We start from the raw sequence: 23625 nt of genomic DNA, 5'->3' as shown, positions 1-23625 counted from the left end.
GTCATGACCGTGATCACGGCTGTGTTGATTGTTCGCTCACTGCGTTCGCTCATGACTGCGCCTCGCTCACGATCGGCTCCATCATGACCGTGATCACGGCTGTGTTGATTGTTCGCTCACTGCGCTCGCTCATGACTGCGCCTCGCTCACGATCGGCTCCATCATGACCGTGATCACGGCTGTGTTGATTGTTCGCTCACTGCGCTCGCTCATGCCGCGCCCCCGGCACCGACCAGATCGTCCGCGACCAGGAACAGCCGCCGGGCCTCCGCGCGTTGCACCTTGCCGCTCGTGGTCTTCGGAATGCTGCGCGGCGGCACCACCCGAACCCCGGCGGGCAGCACACCGGTGCGCTTGCTCACCGCGACGCGCACCGCTCGGCGCAAAGCGTCGTGTTCGGTTGCCTCCGCACCGGATTCGACGATGAGATGCAATTCCTCCGAAAGCCCTCGGATATCGGAGTGACCAACGGCCGCGACACCACCTAGCCGCACACCAGCGACTTCCTGTGCGGCGAGCTCGAAATCGGTGGGCAGGTAGTTCGCGCCGCGGATGATGATCAGGTCTTTGTGCCTGCCGGTGATGCGCAGCCGACCGTCGCGGAGGTAGCCGATATCGCCGGTGTCCCACCAGCCGTCCCGAGTGGCCGCTGCGGTCTCTTCGGGCAGCCGGAAATAGCCGATGGTCATCGACGGGCCGCGGAATTGGATGCGACCGACGACGTCCGCACCGCACACCACGCCGTCCGCGTCGACGATGCGCACCTCGGTACCGGGCAGCGGTGCGCCGCAGTCGACGATATTCATCGCATCGACGTCGTCTTCCGAAATATCCAGGGCCACACCGTTTCCGGTCAGCGCGCGACGTGACACCGAGTCGTAGGCAACCGGCGCGTGCGGGCGGTTCACGGTGACCGCAAGGGATGCCTCGGCCATGCCGTAGCAGGGCACCAGCGCGTCTTTCGGCAGTCCCCAAGCCGCGAACCGGTCTACGAAGCTCTGCACGGTCGGCGGATGGATCGGCTCGGCGCCGCAGAACAGGAACCGCCAACTCGACAGATCCACGCCCTCGAGTTCGGCGTCGGCAACCCGGGCCGCCGCATATCCGTACGCGAAATTCGGTGCCGCCGTGAATGTCCCGCGATACCGGCCGACCGCACGCAGCCAGTCCCCCGGACTGCGCAGGAATCGGCTCGGTGGCATGAGCACCGCATCGATGCCGCGGAATACCGGCGTCAGGAATCCGCCGATCAGGCCCATATCGTGATGCAGCGGTAGCCAGCCGACCCACGTGTCACCCGCACCCATCGCGGCTGCCTGTGCGATCTGTTCGCAGTTGGCCGCCAGATTCGCGTGGGTGATCTGCACGCCCTTCGGTGTTCCCGTCGAACCGGAGGTCGCCTGGATGAATGCCAGATCCTCCGGTTCGGGGAGTCTGGGTGCCAGCGTCGGCGCGTCGGGTGAACAAGCCCAGGCGTGCAGTACATCGCCATCGATGGCGGCCACGGCGTCCGGCAGTTCTCCCCCTGCGAGTACCGACCGGGTCGCGACCACCGCCGCTGGTTCCAGATAACTGAGTAGCCGAGTGAACTTGTCGCGGAAAATATCCGCCGAACCGAACCCGCCCGGCGTCGCCACCGCGGTCGGCACCGCACCGAGCAGCAGCGCACCGAAGAACGCCGTGACGAACTCCGGGGAGGTGGGCAGACACAGCATCACCCGATCCCCCGGCTCGACACCCTCGGCGGCCAACGCCGCCGCGGTCCTGCCTGCTGCGGACGCGAGATCATCATGCCGCCAGGCAATTTCACCGTCCGAGTCGCCGCGCTCCGGTACGAAAATCGTCGACGGTGCCAACGCTGCACTCCCGGCATTGGCCAGTAGCGCATGCACGATCGTCGGGTGCTGAGGAACCAATGCCGTCACTGCTCACCTCGCACGTAACGCACGATCTCGCCGACGGTATTCAACTGTGCCGCAGCATCTTCCGGAATGACGATGCCGAATGCCTGCTCCAGCTGAATGGTCAGCTCGATCGCGGTCGGCGAATCCAGTCCGTAGTCGATCAATTGCGCGGACGCGTCGATCTCGTCCGCCGAAACCCACAGCACCTCACCGACAATGGCGCGCACCCGCGCCTCGATCTCGGTGGCCGGGGTACTTGCCTGTGTACTCACCCGAGTAACTTCCCTTCGGTCACGCAGGCGCGGACCGACTCCTCGAGATCGACGCCGTCGCCGGTGTCGATGCGGTGGAATCCCACTTCGGGGAAGGCCACCGCGAGGGTGTCGCGCACCTGTAGATATCCCTCACGCAGGGCTCCGAGCCGCTCTGCTGTTTCATGGGCCTCTTTCGGCCCGTTTCCCGAACGTTGCGCGCACCGTGCCGCGGCCTGTACCGGTGGTGCGTCCAGCCACAGCACGGCGTCGGGCAGTGTGGTGCGAAAGCGTTCGGCGAAGCCGGGGACGGTTTCGGTAATGTCGCGGCGCACCAGATCCGCGATCTCCGACAGCAGGTCCCAGATATTCGGGGAGCTGCCGAGCCGGGTGGATTCCGACCGCTGCCAAGCGAGGATGTCGTCGAAGGTGCCCGGCCGGTGGCACTCCAACACGGCCGCGATCTCCTCGGCGCGATCGAGACCGTTCCATTCCGGGCGAGCCAGCGCGACATACAGCGGGCCGTAGACCAGCAATTCGATCAGCGGATGCCGCTCGAATACCAGCACATCCGGCGACCAGGTGGTCAGGAAATGCCGCTCGACCGGACCGAACAGCGTCATCTGCAGATACATCGCGGTGGCCTTCATTTCCAGGCTGCCGATTTCATCGCATCCGATGCTGAAGGCCTTGAGCTGCTCGGAAAGATCCGTCAACGGCACATTCCTGGTGTTGTGGAAGTCCGGGCAGGTCATCGAGGCGAAAGAGCCGGTACCCGGGGCCAATTCGCGCAGCCGCGCCATGACCGAGGATTTGCCCGAACCATCGATGCCGACGATCGCGACGCGGCGGGTCACCGGTCGTCCTCCCGCAGTTGAGCGAGAACGGCCTTGGTGATGTCGGCGGGGGTGTCGGTACCGTCCAGGCGGATCCACCCGAATTCCTCCGACAAGGCCTCCAGCGCATCGTGACTGCGCCGCTGGAAGGTCAGGAAGGTCTCCTCATCGCCGTAGCCGCTCTCGTAGTCGCTGCGCAACTGCTTGCGCCCCAATGCGTCCTGTGGACTCACCGCGAGATAGAAGGTGCGATCGGGTTCCGGGAATCCAGCCGCCAGCTTGCGCAGCACCGCCGGATCGCCGCCGTGCGCGACTTCGGTGGCGAAGTACTTGTACCAGTAGGCATTTGCCAACAGGATGTCCGAACCGCGTTCGGCGGCGAGGTCGAAGGACAACTGCATGGCGTGGAACAGGAAGTGCGCGCGACTCAGCGGGGACAGCAGTTTCAGGTAGCCGTAGATCTCGGCCGGACTGCGCCACGGCAGCTTCGAGGAGACCTTCGGATCGAGGAATGCGTCCCAAATGGTCACGGCGGCAACGCTTTGGCCCTGCGCCTCGAATTCCGCGGCGATGCGGGCCACTTGGGTGGTCTTGCCCGATCCGTCGGCACCGGCGATGCAGATCAGGCGTTTGCGTGCGGTCAGTGGTTCATCCGTTCTGGTGGCCGCCGGGCGTGGGCGCTCCGGGGGCTGGGGTTGTTGCTTGGGCTCAGTTGGCAGTCTCGGCACCGCACGCACAGGCGCGGCGGGCTCACCCGGTTCGGGTGCCTGCGGCACGTCGGGGACCGGGCGCGGACGCTCCCGCGCCTGCTGCGGTTCCGCGCTGACATCGAAAGTTTGCGCGTGGTTGCCTCGACCGGACGGCGGCGCAACCGGCTCGGACGAAGCCTCCAGCACGCTGATGACCCCCACACCGCCGTCGACTCGGATCCGCTGACCAGAGCGGATTGCGGTTGTCGCACCCGCGACATTCAGCACCGCCGGTATTCCGTATTCGCGCCCGATTACCGCCGCGTGCGAGAGCATGCCGCCCACTTCGGTCACCACGGCGGAAACCAACCCGAGCGCGGGTGTCCACCCAGGATCGGTAAACCGAGTTACGAGGATGTCTCCCTCGCGCAGCTGGTCGATATCGGCCAGCGAAGTGATCACTCGCGCGGTGCCCTCCGCGATGCCGGGACTGCAGCCGAGTCCGGTCAGATCGCCCTCGCCGATCTCGCGAACCGCGCCCACGGTGACTCCGCCGCCGAGCTCATGCGGTGGTACCAGGTCCCGGTAGCCCGCGTACACCGCACGGCGATACACGATCTGCGGTGCGAGCGTCGAGATATCCACCCGCCCGGCCGTGAAATCGCACAGCTCATGGATCGACAGCTGGAACACATCATCGGCCTGCTCGAGCGTGCCGGCCGCAGCCAGGCGTACCCCCGCCTCCACGACATACGCGCGCACGACCGCGTAGCACTGCGACGAGAACTCCCGCATGCGCTCGCGCGCGACGAGATACCGGCGCATCCGCTCGACCTGCTTATCCAAAGCCTTGGCGTGCTTCACCCGTGCGAGCGGCTTGGCCCGTACCCGCGCGCGCACCCCGGCGAGTTCGTCTTCGTAGCGTTTGCGCTGATCCACCAGCGTCACATCCGGATCCGCGGGCGGGTTGCCGTGTTCGAGCATGACCGCGATCATCGAGCGCACCCGCTCGGGCGCCTCCGACCAGCGCGGGCTGGTGAGGTCCAGCTCCGCGTCGGCATGGAAGCCCTGCTCGTCGAGGAAGGCACCGAGCGCCTCAACCCACTCGGGACTGTCGAGGCCGTGATCGCTTGCTACCCGGTGCAATTCGACGATGCCGCGCTGCAACTGCATATGGCTGATATCGGCGAGCCCGCCCATCAGGTCGATGGCCGAGGTGGTCGCGCCGGTCGCGGCATCCACCTTGTCGAGCAGTTGCTTGAAGTCGGTCTGGACGCTGGAGTTGTTGTAGATGGTGGTGAAGTAGGTGCGCTCGGTGGCGGCATGGAAGGTGAGCAGGCAGTCCGCCAGATCCGCGACGAAGGTGGCCTGGTCGGTCTGTGGCAGTTCGCGTACTCGCTCGCGCCACACCGCGTATTTCGCGGGCCATTCCGCTGCGAATGCGTCGACCGCAGCCAGTTGATCCTGGTAGCTCTTCTGCACGGCCAGCGCCGCGGGCAGCGCCCTGGCGATCGTCTTCGCATTCGTCGGGGTGCGGTGCGGACCGTTGGGACCGTAGTCGTTGAGCACACCGAGGTCGTCATCGAAATGCTGTTCGTCGAAGCCGGGGATGCGGAAGAAGCACTTCTTCACCGCACTGACATTCCAGTAGGCGCGGCCGTAGTACATGGCCATCCAGTCCGGTTCCACGCCCGGTTCGGCGAGCTTCAACCGCTCGAAGAACCGCTGCATCGAGTACTGGAAAGCGTTGTCGTACAACGAGAACATCATCGGCGTGCAGACCCGCGCCGAGACGCCGCCATCGCGTAGATCGGCATCGGAGAACTGGTCGATATCGGTACGCCAGGTGATCGCGGTAATGGCCCGCGCCTGCAGCAGCCACAGTTTCCCGTCGCCGTCGATGGCCCATTCGATATCCTGCGGGCGGTGCCGGTGCGCCTGCACCGCGAGCATGAGGGCGGCGAGTTCGGCTGTGGCGGTGGCATTCAGCTCGACATCCTCATCACCCGCCGCCCGCTCGACCACCGCGCCGTCGAACAGTCGCAGTGTGTATCTGGTCGGCGTGACATGTCCGGAGACGAGTCGTTCGCCGAGTCCGCGGCAGGCTTCGACCACCGCGTGGTCCTCGATGCCAGTGAGCGCGTCGATGCTGAAACCGACACCGGCACAACGCGCGTCGACCATACGCTGCACCAGAACGGCGACCGGGGCGCCGGCCTCGTGATAGCCGCGCCTGGCCAGATAGGTGCGAACTCGCTCGTTGTGCACCGACTCTCGGCACTGCTCGATATGTTTGCGCAGGGTCGTGACATCGGTGATATCGAGGTACGACTCGTACTGACCGGCGAAACTCGCGTCATCGAGATCTTCGAGCACACCACTCGAACGCGCGGCGACCGGGAAGCCGCCCAGCGCCCGGACCCAGCCTTTCAGGTCGTCATCGGATACCTCGGCCAGATCGAGATCGGCCGTGACGACGAAGCCGGGCGGCACCTCGAATCCGGCCACGATCAGTTCGTGCAGAGTCCCTGCCTTGCCGCCGGCGTGGTCCGGTGCGAAATCGGCCGCGCCGAGGAACATCGGGGCGAATGGAGCTGCGGTGGGAGTTTCGGACACGGTGGAAGCTCCTGTCGGAAGCAGAACCGGGCGCACATCGTGACGGGCGGCCAGGTCGCGGGCGGCGCGTACGCCTGCCACGGTCAGGCCGCCATAGGACGGACTCGCCGTGCGCGGTTCGAAACCGAGCAGTACGGTTTCGGCCATACACGCGTAGACGACCCCGGCGGGCAGCCCGGTTTCGGGAAACGGGGGTGTCTGGCCCAGCGGCAGCGCCATGCGGCCGCCTGAGACCAGGGTGATATTCGGTTGCTGGGACACCGCGGGTGCCACATCGCCGGGGACCGCGAGATCGACCACGAGCACCGGATGGTCGTCGGCCAGTGCTTCGGCGGTGACCACGGGCACGGCCGAATTCGTGGCGGTGAGGACAATGCGACAGGTACGCAGGGCGGTCAGGTCCTCACTGACCGTCACCACGCCGGGCAGACTCGCGGCCACCCGCTCGAGCCGGGACGCCGACCCGGCACGCCCGACCAGGGTCACCGAATCAGCCAGCGGCACAAGCAGTTCCGCCATCACCGCGCCGATATTGCCGAGCGCACCGAGAACACCGATCCGGCGCTGCCCCGGTTCGAGGCGGGCTAGTTCGGCGCGAACCATTTCGTAGGCACAGGCCGCGGTGAGCGAATTACCAGAAGTCACCTTGACGGCGTCCTCCACGACATCGCGCGAGGCATTGGTGACGATGGAGGTGTACCCACCGAGACCGATTACGCTGGCGCCCAACGTGATTGCATGCTCCACCGCCTCCAGCACCAGATCGCGCAGCCAGGCGCGATGTCCGGCGCGCTGGCATTCGATGATCTGTTCGGCCGAAATCGGCACCGCGATCAGGCATACCTCGACCGCTGCGCCCGTCGGCGACGTGACGATCTGTCTGGTCAGTTCGAAGGGTTCAGCCACCCCGCGCAACCGTTCGAACAGGGCGGCGAATTGGCCGTCGGACCATTCGGACAGTTCCGGTGCGAATCTGCGCAGATCCGCGGCGTCGGGCAGATTGGCCAGGAACACGACCCTGGTCGGGGCGTTCCAGTCGCGGGCGACCTCGTTGGTGCGCCGCCGCGATGGCGACCTGCGTTCCGGCACCGGCCAATTCGTGCTGACCGGTGCGGCCAAGTGTGCGAGCAGTCGGGCGTAGTCGCCGCGGTGCAGCAGTGCGGCGAGATCGTCGAGCGCCGCTGTCAGCCGGTCCAGCTCGGCGGCGGCGAGGAACGCCGAGGGCTGAATGCGCAGTGTGGTCGGCGCGGAAAGTGTTGGCAGCATGCGAATTCGGTGGGCATGCAGCAGATAACCCGCCACCACATACCCGAACATTTCCGGATCGCAGATCTCGCGCAGCAGTGCGGATGTCGGTTCCGGTGGCGACAATTCGATGCCCTGCAACAGCCCGCGCCCCCGCACGGCGACGATCTCCTCGGGCCAGCGCCGCGCCACCGCGTCGAGCCGCGATCGCAGCCGCGCGCCGGTATCGGCGATCCGGAGCTGGTTGTCCCGCAACAGGTCCAGTGCCGCGTCGGCGACCGCGCAGGACAGATCGTCATCGGCGAAGGTCGAGGTGTGGTACCGGCCGAAGTCGGCAATCGAGCGTTGCCGGTCGACCAGCAGGGCGGAGATCTTCACCAGCCCACCGCCCAGCGATTTCGAGAGCAGGTAGTAGTCCGCGCTCACCTGCGACGGTGATGAGGCGAGGAATGTTCCGGTGCGGCCCATGCCCGACTGGATCTCATCGAATACCAAGGCCGCCGTGTGCCGATCGGCCAACTCGCGCAGTGCCAGCAGCGTCGCGGCCGGAACCTCCCGGACACCGCCCTCACCCTGGATCGGCTCGGTGAATACCGCGGCGATCGGCGAGATCGTGGTCCACGATCGCACCGGCCGACCCGCGCCATCGAAGGTAATCCGGCATACCGGCCGCAGTTCCTCGGCGAACGCATTGGCCACCGCGTCCGGGTCCCAGGTGTCGAGCCTGCGCCGCTCCGGGCCGGGCACCACCAGGTCCGCGGGCGTATCGGCCTGCTCGGTCAGGGCGAAGGCACCGGCTGTCTTGCCATGGAAGGCACCGGTCAGCGAGACGAAAACCGGTCCGCACCGCCGCAATTCGTCTATCTCCCGCAGCGATTCGGTGAGAATCTCGGCGACCGAGCGGCCATCGTCGTCGGATCCGTTGTCGGCCGCGGCAATCGGACGAACATCGTGCAGGCCGTCGCGCCGAACCCGGCGCAGGCCGCGCCGCAGTTCGGTCTCCAGATCGTCGAGGGCGCGGGCATGCGCCACCGCCGCGTGCCGGATCGCCGCCTCCACCGCATCGGCGCCGGTGGACCCGAAGGTCACCACGTGCTCGCGACCGCTCTCGGCGGCCACCGCCTCCGAAAGTCTTCGGGCAAGTCGGGCGGCCCCCGGCCGGACACTGCCCTGGGAGACGAACGGCATCTGCTGATTGAGTTGCGCGGTCGCCACCCGCACCAACGCCGGATGGTTGTGCCCGAACAGCGCCGCACCGAAACCGCCGACAAGATCCAGAACCCGGGTCCCATCCGGCCGGATCAGGTAGTCACTTTCGGCGCCCGCGTACACGACATCCAGATGGCAGGCGCGTAGCAGCCGAGCCAGTCCAGGACGGTTGTGCCGGGCGAAGTCATCGAATAATTCGTCTTCGGAAACAATGGCGGAGGAATTTATTTGTTTCGAAAACAGAACGCCTGCCGACACGACTTATGCTCCGATTCCAGAGTTCCGGTCGGCTGCACACTTGGCGACCACACAGTCGATTACGTCGCGCGCGGTATGCAGGGTCGTGGCCTCGGCATCGGAGATCTCGATACCGAACGCACGCTCGAGTTCGATGACGAGTTCCGCTGAGCGGACCGAGTCCAAGCCATAATCCAGCAACGGCGTATTCACATCGATCGACGGCACCTGCAATCCCCGTGAAAAGAGTTCACGCACCCGTGTACCGACATCATGCAACCCGGTCATCGCACGTCCTCCGACGCGCTCGAACCTGCCGCGTACACCCTGCGCGCAACGCGGGTGCAAACCATCGAATCCGTCGCGTTTGCCAGTAATATTCGCTGGTCAGCGCGGAATTCTCGGTCAGCCGAGACTGCGATCACTTGCCCTCCGATACGGCAATCAGGACTGTCACGTCCGATATTTCGTCCATATGCACAACTGTCAGCAATCACAGTGGTGCATGCACACATCTGTACACCGCCGATTTCCGACTGGCAATGTGAATAGCGCCGACTCAGAGCGCGGTCGAACTTTCAGCAACTGTTTCGCTAATTCGGTCATGCGACATGCGAAGCACTCGGCTAGGTCGCCCAAAAATGGGACCCGACGAGGCTGCGTCTGAGACAATACATTCCGCGGTTCACCGTCACAGATAATTCGTCAATTCGCCCACCCGCCGCGGTGCGGAATCATCTGTCAATAAATGCGCTGTTCACACCCGGTTCACCGAGTGGAATGCAGAGTTTCCGAACCGACCCATCGGTACTTTTGTTTTGCACTGGGCTCTAGCACATTTCGCGCGGAATACAAAGTCACGTAACGCCTTTTTTACCTCGGGTAACCGGTCCTGCGTCATGCCCGAACTTCCGGCTAACTTCTGGTCCCGGCGGCAGATGTGACGGCTCTCATTACCGGCCGGTAGCTCCTCTGACGCACTGTGACCGGTCACAAGCGCCCGACCGCCCGGATAGCGCACTCTCACAGAACCATGCGAACCAGTCCACACGCCCCTTCGGGCAGTTAGTGTGAATGCTCCACACAGCTACACCCGTGGCCGAATAGGAGTCGCCAATGCCCGTCGACCACTCGATCAGGCCGACCCTGACCCTTTCGGGCAAGCCGATGTCGTCCCCACTCAAGGATGTCCGCGCGCTGTCCCGACAGATGGTCGGCCACTTCGTGGACAACGTCATCCCCTGCTCGACGATGCCAGGTGATGCCATTACCGGCGATTTCACCGCCAGCACCCGCGTCTGCCTCGAAATCGCGGTCAGCATGCTCGACGGCAAGGACATCCCGGAGAAGGTGCAGCGGCTCGAGGACCATGCCGCGGGCTGGGCCCGCGAAGGCGTGCCCATCGACACCATCCTGCATTCCATCCACGAGGGCTTCCAGATGGGCCTCCAGCTGGTGGTGTCCAGTGCGACGATCAAGGACTACGACAATCTCGTCGACGGCGCCAAGATGGTCATCGAACTGCTCGATAAGCTCACCTCGGCGATCTCGGTGGCCTACATCCGCGAGCTGCGTGCCGTCGTCAGCGAGCACCACACTGCCGTGCACACGCTCACTTCCGCGCTGCTCGGCGGGCACAGCACCTCGACCATGGCCCGCGAATGCGGTATTGCCATCGCGGAGTCGTATGACGTTCTCGCCGTTGCCATTCCAGCGCATCGCGACGAGCACAATCCGATGCTCGACGCCCAGGTGGTGGCCCGGCGCAAGTTACGTCGGCTGCAGGCCGAACTCGCCACGCAATGTGGAGCGAGCGCGCTGTCGCTGCTGAGCGTGGACGGCGGCACCGTGCTGATCCCCTCGGCCCAATTCGACAACGACGAACTCGACGCGGTGGTGGTCAGGCTCGCGCACGCCGCGCAGGTCGGCATTACCGCGACCATGGTCGTGGCCACGCCGGAACAGATTCCGAACGCCGCCGACCAGGCCCACGAACTCCTGGACATGGTGCAGCGGCTGCAGGCGGTGGCCGGGCTCTACCGCTTCGACGAACTCGCCCTCGAATATCAGCTCACCCGGCCGGGCCCAGGCCGCGAATACCTCGGTTCGCTGCTGGACCCCCTGGACGAACACCCCGAACTGCTGGAGACGCTGCAGCGCCACATCGCCAATAACCTCAACCGCCAGCGCACCGCCCGGGTGCTGCACGTGCACACCAATACGGTCGATTACCGGCTCAAGCGCATCGGACAACTCACCGGCTTCGACCCGTCACAGCCGTCCGGGCTGTGGTACCTGCGCTCTGCTCTGGTCGCGCGCACGTACCGCACCTGATAAAGACGCCCGTACACTCGTGATACCGAAAGGCCCGCCGGAGGATCGCCCGGCGGGCCTTTCAGTGTCAGGCGGGTGCGCCGATCACGAAGGTAGGCCGAGCCCCGCGGCCAGCACCGGCCACGAAGTCTTCAGTGCCTCTTGCCAATACCCCCACGAGTGGGTCCCAGTGGGCTGGAAGTCGTAGGTGGCCGGGATGCCCAGTTGATCGAGTCTGGTGCGCAGGTTCTGGGTGCACCAGCTCACCGCGGATTCGATGACACCGCCGATCACCAGCTGATTGAAGAACCCACGCGGCCCGGGCTGCATGTGGGTACCGTCGTAGACGTCGTACATGCCGGGCACGCCCGTACCGGTAGAGATGAACAGGTGGATGCCGCGCAACCGCTCTGCATGCAGGTACGGATCGTTGGCCGCCCACATCGGATCATTCGACGGCCCATACATATTCATCGTATCGCCGCCGCCCCAACCCTCCACCGCGAGCTTCACGAACTGCTGCCCGATCGGATCACTGATCTGCGCACAACCGCTGTAAGCCGCAACCGCCTGGTACAAACCAGGTTTCGCGATCGGCAACTGCAAAACCGAAGTGCCCGAAGTGGACAGCCCCGCGATCGCATTGACGCCGGTGGTATCGAGTTCGGCATCGATCAGCGGCGGCAACTCCTCGGTGAGGAACGTCTTCCACTTGTACAGACCAAGTTTCGGATCCGGCGCACGCCAGTCTGTGTAGTAGCTCCACTTACCACCCACCGGCTGCACCACATTCACGTCTTTGTCGGCGAGAAACCTCAGCACATCGGTGTTCTTCTGCCAGGTCGCACTGTCCTGCCCACCCCCACCCCCATTCAGCAGATACAACGTCGGCCGCGGTGTCGACCGATCCGCCGGACGCAACACCTTCACCATGATGTCCTGTTGCATCGCAGCGGAATACACCCGCAACTGCACCGTACGATCATCCTCAGCCCACGACCCGGTGATCGACGACGGCGCATCAGCATTCGCGACCGACGGCACCACGACCACACCCGCGGCAACGGCAACCACCGCCAGCGCATGCACCCAACGACCACACAGTATTTCCAAGCCGCTCATGGCCGATCGTTCCCACCTGGGTCCCATTGCTTTCCTTCCTGCAGAAGCGCGCTATTCCTCGGCAGCCGCCACTCATGTTGATCAACGGCGCCGAAACTGCGCCAACGCTAGAACCGCAGAACTCCGCGGCAAATGCGGACCGACAGGGTCTGGACACCTCATGACTGGGCTCCGCACTGCTAGGGGTACGACATAACGAGCCGGGACGGCTCTAGCCGCTACGACCAGACCGAAATGTCAGCCACGCCGCACCGAGAACGGGATCTCGAGGCAGTCCGGTTTCAGCGTTCGAGAGGACGGAGTTTCACCACCCTCTACTTCGCGCAGCTCACGGCCCGACAGAGCACACTGGAGCTTTGGTATGCCGAGGATGCGCAACTCACAGTCGGGGACACTCCGTACGTGGGCACGACGGCGATCTTCGAGCAGCTCGTCCGATTCCCGCAGGCTGGGTACAACGTCAACGCGATCGATGTCCAGTCAGACATCGCTTCCTCTACGCTTCTTCGGGCGACTGGAAATCTCATGCTGGACGGAACTCCAGATGCTCGTCCGTTCGAGACATCATTCACGCTGAACAGCTCCTCGATGATCGCCGACCAGACCTTCCAAGGCATCTAGATCGCGATTGGACGATCCCGCCAGACCTTCGTGTCACGCGATGCCACAAATTGGCTTCAGCTGAAGCGTGCGTTCTCAGGTCGCGCGCTTCTGCCCGGCAGGACCGGACATACCGATGCTGATGAAGCTGTCCGGGTACACGGCGGTTCGCAGCCTCGCGGAGTACGCGCGGGTGTCCGATGAAGGTCTCCTGAACTTCCAGGCCGACACCGATCCCGCCGCGCGTCGCCATGGCCGGCGGCCGGGCGAATAGTCCGTGGCCGGAGACGAACATGATGAGCATTGAGACATCTATCCCGTTGTGCGAAGCGGAATTTCATGTCCTGTGCTAGTGGAGTTGGCCCACTGCCGACGCTGTGACCTGGGGTGGACCGTCCTCGATGGCACAACGAGTGCGTGACTTCACCAATGCAGGTAGTCCGTTCGACTTTCCCGTTGTGCGAAGCGGCATTTTATGTCCTCCGCCGCAGGCCAATAACGTCGGATTCATGGAGTGGAATTTTCAGTCGGCCGAAGAGCTTTCAGCTGCCTTGCGTGCCGGTGCGGTGACCTCGGAGGAACTGACCGACGAGGCGATCGCCCGGATCGAGCGCGACGACAAGGCGATCAACGCGATCTGTGTACCGGACTTCGACAATGCGCGGGCCGCCGCACGCGCTGCCGACCAGGCGCGCGCCCGCGGCGAGGACCGGCCGCTGCTCGGCATTCCGGTAACGGTCAAGGAGTCCTACGACATCGCCGGGCTGCCCACGACCTGGGGCATCCCAGCGCAGCGGGACTATATACCGGCCGAGGACGCGGTACAGGTGTCGCGGTTGAAGGCCGCCGGCGCGGTGATCCTCGGTAAGACCAATGTGCCGTTGACGCTGCGAGATATCCAGAGCTTCAACGAGATCTACGGCACCACCAACAATCCGTGGGATCACGGCCGCACGTCGGGTGGGTCGTCCGGCGGTTCGGCGGCGGCCCTGGCGTGCGGATTCGGCGCGCTGTCCATCGGCTCCGACCTCGCCGGTTCGCTGCGCACCCCCGCGCATTTCTGCGGCATCTACGCACACAAGCCGACACTCGGGCTGGCGCCGACCCGCGGCATGGTCGCGCCGCCCGCACCGGCAATGCCGATCGACCTCGACCTCGCCGTCGTCGGCCCGATGGCGCGCACCGCCCGCGACCTGACGCTGCTGTTGGACGTAATGGCCGGACCGGACCCGCTGACCCACGGCGTCGCCTACGACGTCGCACTGCCGCCCGCGCGCCACGAGCGGCTGGCCGACTTCCGTGTCCTGATCATCGAGGACCATCCGCTCATTCCGACCGGATCGGCGGTGCGGGCGGGCGTGAACAGGGTCGCCGAGGCGCTCGTCGACGCGGGCGCCCGCGTCGAACGGCGCAGTCCGCTGCTGCCCGATCCGACCGAAGCGGCGACGCTCTACATGCTGCTGATGCTGTCGAACGCCGCCACAAGTCTTTCCGTCGACGTGTACGAACAGCTGCAGACCCACGCCGCCGCCCTGAGCGCGGACGACCGGAGTCTCGATGCGGCGCGGCTGCGCGGCATGGTGCTCAGCCACCGCGACTGGGTCGAGGCGAACAACCGTCGCGAACTCCACCGCCACGGCTGGCGGCAGCTCTTCGCCGAGTTCGACGCCGTGGTGTGCCCCATCACGCCCACTCCCGCCTTCCCACACGACCACAACGGAGGTCTGGAGAACCGGCACATCGACATCGACGGCGTCGAGTACCCGTACTTCGACCAGCTCGTCTGGGCCGGTGTGGCGACCATGCCCGGCCTGCCCGCCACCGCCATACCCGCGGGCCGGTCCCCCGAGGGGCTGCCGGTGGGCGTGCAGCTCATCGGTCCGATGTTCGAGGACCGCACCCCACTGCGGCTGGCCGAACTACTCGAGCACAAGATCGGCGGCTTCCAGGCACCGAAGTAACCCGCACCACCGGGTGTCCACCCAGGACGAGGCGCCGTAGAAATCGCAACCGACCACGACGACCCGAGAATCGTTGCAGAAGTCGACATCCGCCATTGCCACGGGGCGTTCGCGGCAACGCACGGTATTGCCGCATTCAGGGCGGTTTGCGACACGAAATACACTGCGGTGCAGCATCGATCGCAGATCGACGCACGAACATGGGTATGGCCGCCCGTCCAGGTCGTCGACCGGGATCCCGCCGAGCCCCCGCTTCCGGGTCCGTCATACGGGCTGAACGAGCACAGAGGCCTAGCCGCCCAGCAGGCGGCGGATCTCCTCGTCCGGATACGGGGTGTTCCGGCTCCCCTGCTGGAACGCACGCATGAACGCGGACATCGCCGCGGCGATCGGCGCGTGCCGGGTGAGGACCGTGGCGGCCTCCTCAGGGATGCCCTCCGGCGGCTTGCCCTCGGCGAAGGCGCGCACCATCGTGGCGCGCGCCTCCCGGTCCTCCCTCCGGAGCCCGTACAGGGCGGTGACCAGCCAGTTCACCAGGTAGGTGGCGGTATAGCCGCGGTCGTAGCTCTGGTTCCGGTCGAAGAACGCGGCCTCCTCCGGCGAGAGATCGAACCCCGAGGAGAGCGCGAGGCCGTAGTCGCCGAAGTAGAGGCGTTGACCGTCGGTCAGGATGTTCTCGAAGTGCGCGTCGAGGTGCAGCAGCCCACGGCTGTTCATGAACGCGATGCCAGCGGCCAGTTCCCGCTCCACCACGGCGCAGGCCCGGTCGGTGGCCTCGTCGCCCGCCTCGATCTGGACGTTCAGCCACTCGTGCAGGGTCTGCGGGATGTACTCCAGGAACAGCGCGATGCTCGCCGAAGAGTCTCGGAGGGCCTCGATTCGGTGACGTACCTGCGGTCGGCCGTCCCAGTAGGCGACGACGCGATCGATGTCGGCGAGCTCCTCCGGCAGCGGCGTCGTGTCCGGCAACACCCGCCAGTGATACATCAGCGGGAAGCCCTCGTGTTCGGCGGCGAGCACCCAGTTCGTCGTCATGGTGTGCACGGCGAGCTCGCGCCAAGCCCCGAAGCCCGCCCCGCCGATGAGGCCAACGCCGTAATGGTAGAACAGCGGCACATCGAACAGGTTCGCCGTGGACCGGACATGCTCCGGCTGTCGTTCCAGATCGGTGAGGGGCACTCGCTTCACGAAAACCGGGGTTCCGGCGACCTCCAGCAGCACCGACTTCCCGCCGATACCGACGCCGATCGGCACGGCCGCATCCACGAGCTCACGCAACGCATGATCGCTGTGCAACGCCAGGGCCGTGGAGACAGCGCTGTGAGCGCGCAGGCGCGCCGGGCGCGACATGTCACGGCTCGTCGCCGCGTCGCCGGATATCGCCGCGTCAGGTGAACAGGACGTCACTGCAGCATCGATCACGATACTGGCATACCGGTGACGACGCAGAAGCGCGAAATCGTCGACACCGAGCACCCTCGGCACCTCACGCACCGACACATGGTGACCTCAGTTGCTTGGCGTTACCACCGAGCGTGAGACAGAGTCGAAAGTGGGACAGAGCCGTTGCGTTTACAGTCCCCGCCGTCGTCAGTCGACTCCTCAACGTCAGCATCGAAGCAGCGCGCTTGGCGGAGCGACGAATTCGGAGCGACGTGCGTACGCAGCCGAACCGATAGGGTGGCAATGAGGTGGAGGCGGCGAAATCGGTACCCCGGTTTCGCTGGCAGCCAGGGGGCGAAATGCGATCGATGATGGTACCGGCCGATGACGGGACCTTGCTGCACGTCGGTGTCACTGGACGTGGTCCGGATGTCGTGGTTCTGTCCGGTGGACCCGGTTGTGTCCATTACCTCGAGGATGACGGGCTGGCACCTCGCGGGATGCGGGCGTGGTATCCAGAGCCCAGGGGTGTCGGACGCTCCGAGGGTGGGCCACACGACCTCGGTCGGGCAGTCGCCGATATCGAAGCGGTGCGGCGAGCCGAAGGTATCGACAGCTGGGTAGTGCTCGGCCATTCCTGGGGCTCGGACCTGGCGGTGCGTTATGCGCTGGATCATCCCGACCGAGTCAAATCCGTCATCGGCGTCGCCGGTCACGGATTACACAAGGACCGCACCTGGTCTCAGGCATACGAGTCCGCGCGGCATCTGGAAGCCGACATCGAGATCGACTGGGAACCAGGCGTTCACGCCGCACTGAGCGCGTCGTTCGTGCAGTGGATTCACGAACCCGACCTGCTCCGCCGACTCGCCGACTCCGTCGTCGCCATGACATTCATTTCCCCGCAGCACGACATCCGCCCGTCATGGCCACTGCGGCAACTCGCCGCATTGATCCCGCACGGCAGGTTCGAGGAACTACCCGGAGTTGCCCACAACCTGTGGTCGACCGATCCACGCGTGTGGGTCGACCTCGTCACAACAGCATGCCGCGCCCCCACATGATCACCCGCCTCTGGGTGAAAGGAACGTTTTTGCTCCAGTGCCAACTGCCTATCACCGGTTCGAGCAGTGCTGGCGCCACTAAAAAAACATACGGCCGACCCGGCGGCCTCACGACTGGCAGTAGCTCCGAGGCAACATCGACACCGCGCAACGCAACATTATCCCTTGCAACACAGCACTTTTCCGGGGAACAGCACGAACACGCATGTATCCGGTGTTCGCTCCTGAGACCGGACCCGGCCCAACGAGCCAGGCTCGAAGAGATCCGCGACAACCTCGAAGCCCGCATCATCGAGGCCAAACGCGAGGGCTGGCTCGGCGAAGTCGAGGGCCTCCTGCAAGTCAGCTACAGCGGTGTCGAGGACAAGCTCAGCCAGATCGACGCTTCGCTCCAACGGCGGTCGGCGGGAACCGATCTCGGTATGCCCGCGCTCGGGTCCATTGCTGGAAGGTCTTGTGCACCATGAGAACACAAGAGTTTGTCCGTCGCGGCGGATCAGCGGAATGAACGCACGAAGACAGCGGGCGCGGCCGGTTCCGACGCCGGCGGCGCCGACGCCGGCCCGAGAGGACCCGAACGTGCCGCGCTCGTTACTGCGGCATATCCCCGACCGTCACGTTGGTATCGATGAGTCCGAACACCTCGCCCTGTGGCGCCGCGACCATCGCCATCCGGCCGGCCGGCGAGTCGGAGGCGGGCATCAGGACCCTCGCGCCGAGCTCGGAAGCCCGCGCCACCCCGGCGTCGACGTCGTCGAACTGGAACCAGGTCAGCCAGTAGCTGGGCATGGGATCGCCGGGCATCACGGTGTCGTCGTTCATACCGCCGGCGGGCTGTTCGCCGCCGCGCGGGGTGAACATCGCGTAGATCATGTTCTTACCGTCGCCGATGTCGGCGTAGGTGAAGCCGAAGACGTCGGCGTAGAACTTCTTCGCGGTGTCGAGCTGGCGGGTGTGCAGTTCATTCCAACAGTAGGCACCGTGCTCGTTGTGGACGGCGGCGCCGTTGTGCGCACGCGCCTGCCAGACGCCGAAGGCCGCGCCGACGGTGTCGATTCCGATGAACATGCGCCCGGCGTCGAGCACGTCGAGCGGGGGCATGACCACCTGACCACCGGCCGCGCCCACCTTCTTTGCGATCGCGTCGGCATTGTCGGCGGCGAGGTAGGTCGTCCACACCGAGGGCATCTCGGCCTGCGGTTTCGGGCCGATTCCGGCGACCGCATCCGTGCCCTTCATCCCCATCAGATATCCGCCCGCATCGTCCCCACCGCCGTCGATGGTCCAGCCGAACAGATCGGCGTAGAACTCGCTCGCCTTCACCGGGTCGTCGACCTGGCAATCGACCCAACACGGGGTGCCCTCGGACCAAGGTGTGCTTCGAACAGGCATCGATATCTCCGTTCACTCGTCGGTTGCCACAGGTCGCGGGCGGGCGTACCGAGCCCACCCGAGAAGGTGCCGATCACACTGCCTTCTAGTAGTGAACCAGCATCTCCTTGCCGGTGTCTGGAGTTTGCTGAACGTTTACCGTCACCGCAACGGGTCACGACAACCGAATGCCCACCGGGCCGATTGTGCGGAATCGGCCCGGTGGGCACGCCGCCACGCGCCTGCACCGACCGGGAAACGGAGGCGGGATAGGAATCCGTTTCAACGGGACGGGATCGCGTCGCGGTGGGCGCACCCGCCGAACAGGCTCGGGAGTCGGGGTTCGTCCTGTTCGGCCGCGGTGCACGCCTACTCGGATGTCACAGCTTGCCGCCACCGCCGATCAACCACGGGTTGAAGGCGCAGTCCAGATTCGGATGAGCGGCCGGGTCGAGCGCGTTGAGCGCGATCGACAGCGCGCGCGGCGAGTACATCATCGTCAGGTGATCGGACAGGTCCTGTTCGCAACCGTCCTGCAAGGTGATGTTGTGGACGGTCGAGCCCGGACCCGCCTTCAGGAAAGTCAGGTCGTAGGGGTTGGTGACCTCGTCGTAGCGAGTTCCGACCACGGTGTAGTCGACACCGGGAACGGTGTCGCCGTTCGCGTTGAGCTGGTTCACGAAATCGGAGCCGATGGTCTGCTGGATGCCCGCGTGACCGACGAAGATCTCGATGAAGCCGAGAATGTCGATACCGAAGTTGTTGATGGCCCGGCCCAATGCGCCGATGCCGTCGAGGCTGGTGCCGTGGTGGGTGGCACCGAAGGTGACCAGATTCTTCACCTTGGCCGCACCACCCTCGAACTTGGTGTACCAGTTGGCCAACGAACCGCCCTGCGAGTGGGCGACGATATCGACCTCCGACGCGCCGGTCGCGGCGAGTACTCGATCGACGAAGGCTGCGACCTGTTTGGCCGAATCCTGGATGTAGCCGGTGCCCATCACACCGGGCAGCACCGATCCGAGACCGCCGCCTTCCAGCAGATTCGAACGTCCGTAGTTGAAGGTGAAGACGCAGAAGCCCGCATCCTTCATCGGCTGGCCCATGTAGGCGAACCCGTTGTAGGCGTTCATCCAGGTGCCGTGCAGTGCGACTACTGGGCGCGGATGTTCGGCGGTCGGCTTGCAGTTCCAGTCGTTGGTGCCGGGCGGTGCGACATCGGGATTCAGCAGACCGTAGCCGAACGCGGCCAGCCACGCTGTGCTCGGCGGGCCGTAACCCACTGTGTCACTGGCGTATCCGCCCGATGATCCCGAGCTGCTGCCGGAGCCACCGTAGCAATCACCGGAGCCATTGCCCGATCCCGCACCGCTGCCCGAGGTGCAGGCCGAACCCGAACTGCCCGCGCTGCCGGAGTCGGCCACCGGCGCCGCCTTCCGGCCCGCGGCGATGTAGTCGGCCAGAGTCTGCTCCGTTGGCGCCGGATCGGGATTCGCATTGGCTGCGACCCCGGTCACACTCATGGCGAGCACCGAGACGCCCATCATCACCGCGGCGCTGACCGACCGACCGCATCTACTTCGTTTCATGACATGCCTTCCTGGAGAACGTCAGCGTTCGAGTCGCAGCGCCGAGGTAAGTCGGTCAACGGCACTGAAACTGCGGCAACGCTAAAGCCGGGTGCTGGTGAAACCCATGCGGCGGCAACGTAACTGGACACCTCACCAAACGGCTTTGCCCCTATTAGGGGTGCGGCACAATCGCGGTTTCCGGTGTCGCGGCGACGGCCACAATTCAGACGATCGAATTCGGTGAATTCTCCAGATCACCAACGGATTACGAGGAATTCAGAACATTCGAGAAGACCATGGTTCCACGTTTTCCCCGCCGTCGGCGGCCACCCGACGGCTAATGAGTGGAGCTGCCATGTTCGATCCGATCGAATCCACCGTCCGCTTCGGCCGCGGCATCGCGCGGTTGACCGCGGGGACGCTGCTCGGCGCCGCGACGGTGGCGTCGGCATTGCTGCACAGCCCGCCAGCGGTCGCCGATGCCGGCGGCGCGGCCGAGCAGCCACGGGGGATGCTATTCGGTTGGCCGCCAACCGAACCCGCGCCCTCGACACAGCCGCTCGGCTTCCGCGGACCGCAGACCGCGATCGTGGTGCTCGGCTACGGACTGCTACCCGATGGCGAGATGCGACCGGAATTGGTCAGCCGGCTGCACGCCGGATATGCGCAGGCCCTGCTGGCTCCGCTGTCACCGATCATCGTGACCGGCGGGAATCCGCGCAACGGTGTCACCGAGGCGCAGGCGATGGCGGATTGGCTTATCGGACACGGCATTCCGGCCGAGCGCATCCATATCGAGCCCGAAGCGGTGTCCACCGCGCAGAATGCCGAACGTTCGGCTCGGGTCATGCACGATATCGGCATGCGTGACGCCGTTGTAGTGACCTCCGCCGACCATATCGACCGAGCCGCAGCTCTTTTCGGCGATGCGGGCGTAGCCGTCGTCGCCACGCTCACTCCGGAAAAGGTACCGCCACTCGTTTGGGAGTTCGGGCCCAGATTCTGAACCACAGCAATACAGGAGCGAATATGAACAATGGCGCCGTTGATGCCGCTACAGATCCTGCGGACCAGGCCCGCACGTTACTCGACCATCGATATCGATCCGCCGCCACCTACGAGGTCGGGCGGGAAAAGATCCGCGAATTCGCACGCGCGACAAAGAATTTCCACCCCGCGCATTGGAGTGAGGAGGCGGCCGCGCAGCTCGGCTTCGGCGGGTTGATCGCCCCGCCGACATTCGCCTCGATAATCCTGCTGCGGGCCCACCGCGAAATACTCGATACCCTCATCACCGGGTACGATTCACACCGGATTCTGCATGCGGACCAGGTGCTCGATATCGGCAGGCCGCTGGTCGCCGGTGACCGGATCACCTGTGATGTCTATTTCGAATCATTCCATCATTTCGCCGATTACGACGTGCTCGCGGTCAAGAGCGTACTGACCGATCAGCACGGCGAGGTGGTGCAGACCGGTTCCACGGCCCTGCTGACGCGCGGCCCCCAGAGTGCCGGGTTGGCGCAGCGGGTCGGCCGGATCGCCATGGATTCCCTCGATGCGCCATATACGCCTGAGATCGTTGTTCCGGCCGAAGGCGACGGTCTCGTGGCACCGATCTCATCTCGGATACCTTGCACCACGGTCGATTTCGAATCGCTATCGGTCGGTACGGAGTTACCGGCCCGGGTCGTTCAGCTGTCGCGCGGTGATCTGGTCGATTACGCCGGGGTGACCGGTGATGCCGATCCGGGGTTGTTCACCGAGCAGGCCGCCACCGCGAACGGTCTGCCGACCGTCGTCGTCCCCGGCATGCTCAAACTCGGTCTGGCCGCTGGATATCTCGGCGGCTGGCTCGGCGATCCGGCGGCCGCCAGCCGATTCCGCGCCCAGTTCGCGCATTACACGCACTATCTGCGTATTCCGCCGTGGCAGGCCAGCGCCATCGAATTCCGTGGCCGGATAACTTCACTCGATACGCATCACCGCAAGGCCACCGTCGCACTGGACGCAAGGTCGCATGGCCGTCGGCTTTTCGGCTACGCCGCCGCGGAAGTCCTGTTCCCCGAACGGGGTTGAAGTCCGGTCCCGGTGACGGCAGCCGGCGGGCTGGAGCGCAGCCGCGCGAGTCTGCGATGCGAGTCCAGCCGCGCGGCGCGGTCGTAAGTGCTGGTGTGGACCAGGATTTCGTCCGCGCCGGTGCGCGCGACCAAGGCCGCCAATGCGTCGGCGACCTCGTCCTCGGTGCCGTGGATATGGTCGCGCAGCGCCTCGTCGAAGATCCGTCGTTCCCGGTCGGTGATCGTCATGGATTCGATCTCCGCAGGTGGAATCAGCACCGGAAATTCGCCGCGCGTCCGGGAATACGCGCTCGACCACGCCTCGGGTAGCAATAGCCGATAGGCTTCCTCGGTGGTGTCGGCGATCACGACCGCGCCGGAAACGACGACATACGGTTCGGTTCCCCATGGCGTCGGGCGGAACCCCGCGCGGTAGCGCTCGATCGCCTCGGCCATGCGGTCCGGTCCAGCGATCGAGGCGATAACCAGCGGCAAACCGAAACGCGCTGCCCGTTCCGCGCCGGATCCGGTCGCCAACAGGAATGCGGGTACCCGCAGCCCCTCCGCGGGCCAAGCGTGCACACCCGACTTGCCGCGCGTGAAGTATTCGAGGACATCGGTGAGTTGCTGATCGAAATCGTCGGCATCGCTCTTGCTGTGTCCGAGTGCCCGCCGCACGCCGTCGGTGAAGCCGACCGAGCGGCCGAGCCCCATATCGATCCGTCCCGGATACAGCGATTCCAAGACCCCGAATTGCTCGGCGACGACCAATGGTTGATGGTTCGGCAGCATCACCCCGCCGGTGCCGATCCGGATCCGCGAGGTCGCCGCCGCCGCGGCCGCGGCCAGCACGGTCGGCGCCGAGCCCGCGACCCCGGGCACACTGTGGTGCTCAGAGACCCAGAACCGGTGATATCCCCAGTCCTCGGCCAAGCGCGCGAACTCCACGGTCTCCCGCAGTGCCTCCGGATGGCTCTGACCGCGTCGGACGCGCGAGCGATCCAGGATCGAAAACCGCACCTGATCGAGTTCCGAAGTCATACCTGTGTCAACACCCCGGGCCCCGCCGCATTCCAACGCACGGATGGTTCTGGATGAAAGAATGGAAATCACACCTGCGTAAACTGGTAGCCGGTCCTGCGGTCGTCGACGCGTATCGCGGCTCGGCACGAACGTCGAGCTCGACGTGGAGG

18 protein-coding genes are annotated in these 23625 nt (G+C 65.3%); 8 read left to right on the top strand and 10 right to left on the bottom strand.

From position 1 onward, the window contains the following. Positions 1 to 209 precede the first annotated feature (209 nt). Genes ACIBI6_RS03480 through ACIBI6_RS03460 form a run of 5 tightly spaced genes read right to left on the bottom strand, consistent with a single transcriptional unit; the run spans position 210 to position 9275 of the window. Positions 210 to 1925, bottom strand: coding sequence for a fatty acyl-AMP ligase (locus ACIBI6_RS03480; RefSeq protein ID WP_364340632.1), 1716 nt, complete (start codon positions 1923 to 1925; stop codon positions 210 to 212). After that, positions 1922 to 2176, bottom strand: a complete 255-nt coding sequence (locus tag ACIBI6_RS03475) for an acyl carrier protein (protein WP_364340630.1) — start codon at positions 2174 to 2176, stop codon at positions 1922 to 1924. The genes ACIBI6_RS03480 and ACIBI6_RS03475 overlap by 4 nt, the downstream gene beginning before the upstream one ends. After that, positions 2173 to 3012: a hypothetical protein gene (locus ACIBI6_RS03470; protein WP_364340628.1), complete on the bottom strand. Its 840-nt coding sequence runs from the start codon at positions 3010 to 3012 to the stop codon at positions 2173 to 2175. Before ACIBI6_RS03470 ends, ACIBI6_RS03475 begins: the two co-directional genes overlap by 4 nt. Further along, on the bottom strand, positions 3009 to 9008 hold the full coding sequence (locus tag ACIBI6_RS03465; RefSeq protein WP_364340626.1) for an aminotransferase class III-fold pyridoxal phosphate-dependent enzyme: 6000 nt from the start codon (positions 9006 to 9008) through the stop codon (positions 3009 to 3011). Before ACIBI6_RS03465 ends, ACIBI6_RS03470 begins: the two co-directional genes overlap by 4 nt. 3 nt (positions 9009 to 9011) lie before the next feature. Further along, a complete protein-coding gene (locus tag ACIBI6_RS03460; protein ID WP_364340624.1) occupies positions 9012 to 9275 on the bottom strand; it encodes an acyl carrier protein in 264 nt (87 codons plus the stop codon). A gap of 828 nt (positions 9276 to 10103) precedes the next feature. On the opposite strand from ACIBI6_RS03460, the gene ACIBI6_RS03455 reads away from it, so the two are divergent. Beyond that, positions 10104 to 11321 (top strand): helix-turn-helix domain-containing protein, encoded by a 1218-nt coding sequence (locus tag ACIBI6_RS03455; protein ID WP_364340622.1) that lies wholly within the window; start codon positions 10104 to 10106, stop codon positions 11319 to 11321. An 84-nt stretch (positions 11322 to 11405) separates the two neighbouring features. Here ACIBI6_RS03455 and ACIBI6_RS03450 read toward each other — a convergent pair whose 3' ends face one another. Beyond that, complete coding sequence (locus ACIBI6_RS03450) at positions 11406 to 12422, bottom strand: alpha/beta hydrolase family protein (protein WP_364340620.1); 1017 nt, start codon at positions 12420 to 12422, stop codon at positions 11406 to 11408. Between the two features lie 234 nt (positions 12423 to 12656). Here ACIBI6_RS03450 and ACIBI6_RS03445 point away from each other — a divergent pair, with 234 nt between their 5' ends. The 3 genes from ACIBI6_RS03445 (at position 12657) to ACIBI6_RS03435 (ending at position 14983) form a co-directional block, all read left to right on the top strand. Next, complete coding sequence (locus ACIBI6_RS03445; RefSeq protein ID WP_364340618.1) at positions 12657 to 13043, top strand: ketosteroid isomerase family protein; 387 nt, start codon at positions 12657 to 12659, stop codon at positions 13041 to 13043. Positions 13044 to 13158: 115 nt separating this feature from the next. Beyond that, entirely contained in the window at positions 13159 to 13296 is a 138-nt protein-coding gene (locus tag ACIBI6_RS03440) for a hypothetical protein (protein ID WP_364340616.1), read from the top strand. A 235-nt stretch (positions 13297 to 13531) separates the two neighbouring features. Then, positions 13532 to 14983, top strand: coding sequence for an amidase (locus ACIBI6_RS03435; protein WP_364340614.1), 1452 nt, complete (start codon positions 13532 to 13534; stop codon positions 14981 to 14983). Positions 14984 to 15274: 291 nt separating this feature from the next. Here ACIBI6_RS03435 and ACIBI6_RS03430 read toward each other — a convergent pair whose 3' ends face one another. Beyond that, positions 15275 to 16483, bottom strand: coding sequence for a protein kinase family protein (locus tag ACIBI6_RS03430; protein WP_396955158.1), 1209 nt, complete (start codon positions 16481 to 16483; stop codon positions 15275 to 15277). 242 nt (positions 16484 to 16725) lie between these two features. Here ACIBI6_RS03430 and ACIBI6_RS03425 point away from each other — a divergent pair, with 242 nt between their 5' ends. Together ACIBI6_RS03425 and ACIBI6_RS03420 are read left to right on the top strand one after the other, a co-directional pair. After that, on the top strand, positions 16726 to 17430 hold the full coding sequence (locus tag ACIBI6_RS03425) for an alpha/beta fold hydrolase (protein WP_396955157.1): 705 nt from the start codon (positions 16726 to 16728) through the stop codon (positions 17428 to 17430). Then, a complete protein-coding gene (locus ACIBI6_RS03420; protein ID WP_396955156.1) occupies positions 17427 to 17897 on the top strand; it encodes a hypothetical protein in 471 nt (156 codons plus the stop codon). The genes ACIBI6_RS03425 and ACIBI6_RS03420 overlap by 4 nt, the downstream gene beginning before the upstream one ends. 124 nt (positions 17898 to 18021) lie before the next feature. Here the strand turns inward: ACIBI6_RS03420 and ACIBI6_RS03415 are convergent, their stop codons facing one another. Together ACIBI6_RS03415 and ACIBI6_RS03410 are read right to left on the bottom strand one after the other, a co-directional pair. Beyond that, positions 18022 to 18822: a VOC family protein gene (locus ACIBI6_RS03415; protein ID WP_364340608.1), complete on the bottom strand. Its 801-nt coding sequence runs from the start codon at positions 18820 to 18822 to the stop codon at positions 18022 to 18024. Positions 18823 to 19181: 359 nt separating this feature from the next. Then, complete coding sequence (locus tag ACIBI6_RS03410; protein ID WP_364340606.1) at positions 19182 to 20390, bottom strand: alpha/beta fold hydrolase; 1209 nt, start codon at positions 20388 to 20390, stop codon at positions 19182 to 19184. A gap of 337 nt (positions 20391 to 20727) precedes the next feature. Between ACIBI6_RS03410 and ACIBI6_RS03405 the strand changes: the two genes are divergently transcribed. Next, positions 20728 to 21378, top strand: coding sequence for a YdcF family protein (locus tag ACIBI6_RS03405; RefSeq protein WP_396955155.1), 651 nt, complete (start codon positions 20728 to 20730; stop codon positions 21376 to 21378). Between the two features lie 23 nt (positions 21379 to 21401). Beyond that, the gene (locus ACIBI6_RS03400) at positions 21402 to 22451 is read left to right on the top strand and encodes a fused (3R)-hydroxyacyl-ACP dehydratase subunits HadA/HadB (RefSeq protein ID WP_396955154.1); all 1050 of its coding nucleotides are present in this window, start codon (positions 21402 to 21404) and stop codon (positions 22449 to 22451) included. Here ACIBI6_RS03400 and ACIBI6_RS03395 read toward each other — a convergent pair. Continuing rightward, complete coding sequence (locus tag ACIBI6_RS03395; protein WP_396955153.1) at positions 22412 to 23473, bottom strand: LLM class flavin-dependent oxidoreductase; 1062 nt, start codon at positions 23471 to 23473, stop codon at positions 22412 to 22414. The genes ACIBI6_RS03400 and ACIBI6_RS03395 overlap by 40 nt on opposite strands. Positions 23474 to 23625 lie beyond the last annotated feature (152 nt).

Origin of the sequence: Nocardia sp. NPDC050412 (genome assembly GCF_044458825.1) — a bacterium.
Lineage (GTDB): Bacteria > Actinomycetota > Actinomycetes > Mycobacteriales > Mycobacteriaceae > Nocardia.
Note: the sequence above shows the minus strand (reverse complement) of the source record. Positions and strands in the feature narration are given on the sequence as shown.

Coding starts and splice junctions, on each gene's coding strand:
- ACIBI6_RS03415 (WP_364340608.1), bottom strand. CDS start 18,822: ATGCCTGTTCGAAGCACACCTTGGTCCGAGGGCACCCCGTGTTGGGTC.
- ACIBI6_RS03420 (WP_396955156.1), top strand. CDS start 17,427: ATGATCACCCGCCTCTGGGTGAAAGGAACGTTTTTGCTCCAGTGCCAA.
- ACIBI6_RS03400 (WP_396955154.1), top strand. CDS start 21,402: ATGAACAATGGCGCCGTTGATGCCGCTACAGATCCTGCGGACCAGGCC.
- ACIBI6_RS03460 (WP_364340624.1), bottom strand. CDS start 9,275: ATGACCGGGTTGCATGATGTCGGTACACGGGTGCGTGAACTCTTTTCA.
- ACIBI6_RS03395 (WP_396955153.1), bottom strand. CDS start 23,473: ATGACTTCGGAACTCGATCAGGTGCGGTTTTCGATCCTGGATCGCTCG.
- ACIBI6_RS03435 (WP_364340614.1), top strand. CDS start 13,532: ATGGAGTGGAATTTTCAGTCGGCCGAAGAGCTTTCAGCTGCCTTGCGT.
- ACIBI6_RS03445 (WP_364340618.1), top strand. CDS start 12,657: ATGTCAGCCACGCCGCACCGAGAACGGGATCTCGAGGCAGTCCGGTTT.
- ACIBI6_RS03450 (WP_364340620.1), bottom strand. CDS start 12,422: ATGAGCGGCTTGGAAATACTGTGTGGTCGTTGGGTGCATGCGCTGGCG.
- ACIBI6_RS03405 (WP_396955155.1), top strand. CDS start 20,728: ATGTTCGATCCGATCGAATCCACCGTCCGCTTCGGCCGCGGCATCGCG.
- ACIBI6_RS03425 (WP_396955157.1), top strand. CDS start 16,726: ATGCGATCGATGATGGTACCGGCCGATGACGGGACCTTGCTGCACGTC.
- ACIBI6_RS03440 (WP_364340616.1), top strand. CDS start 13,159: ATGCTGATGAAGCTGTCCGGGTACACGGCGGTTCGCAGCCTCGCGGAG.
- ACIBI6_RS03410 (WP_364340606.1), bottom strand. CDS start 20,390: ATGAAACGAAGTAGATGCGGTCGGTCGGTCAGCGCCGCGGTGATGATG.
- ACIBI6_RS03455 (WP_364340622.1), top strand. CDS start 10,104: ATGCCCGTCGACCACTCGATCAGGCCGACCCTGACCCTTTCGGGCAAG.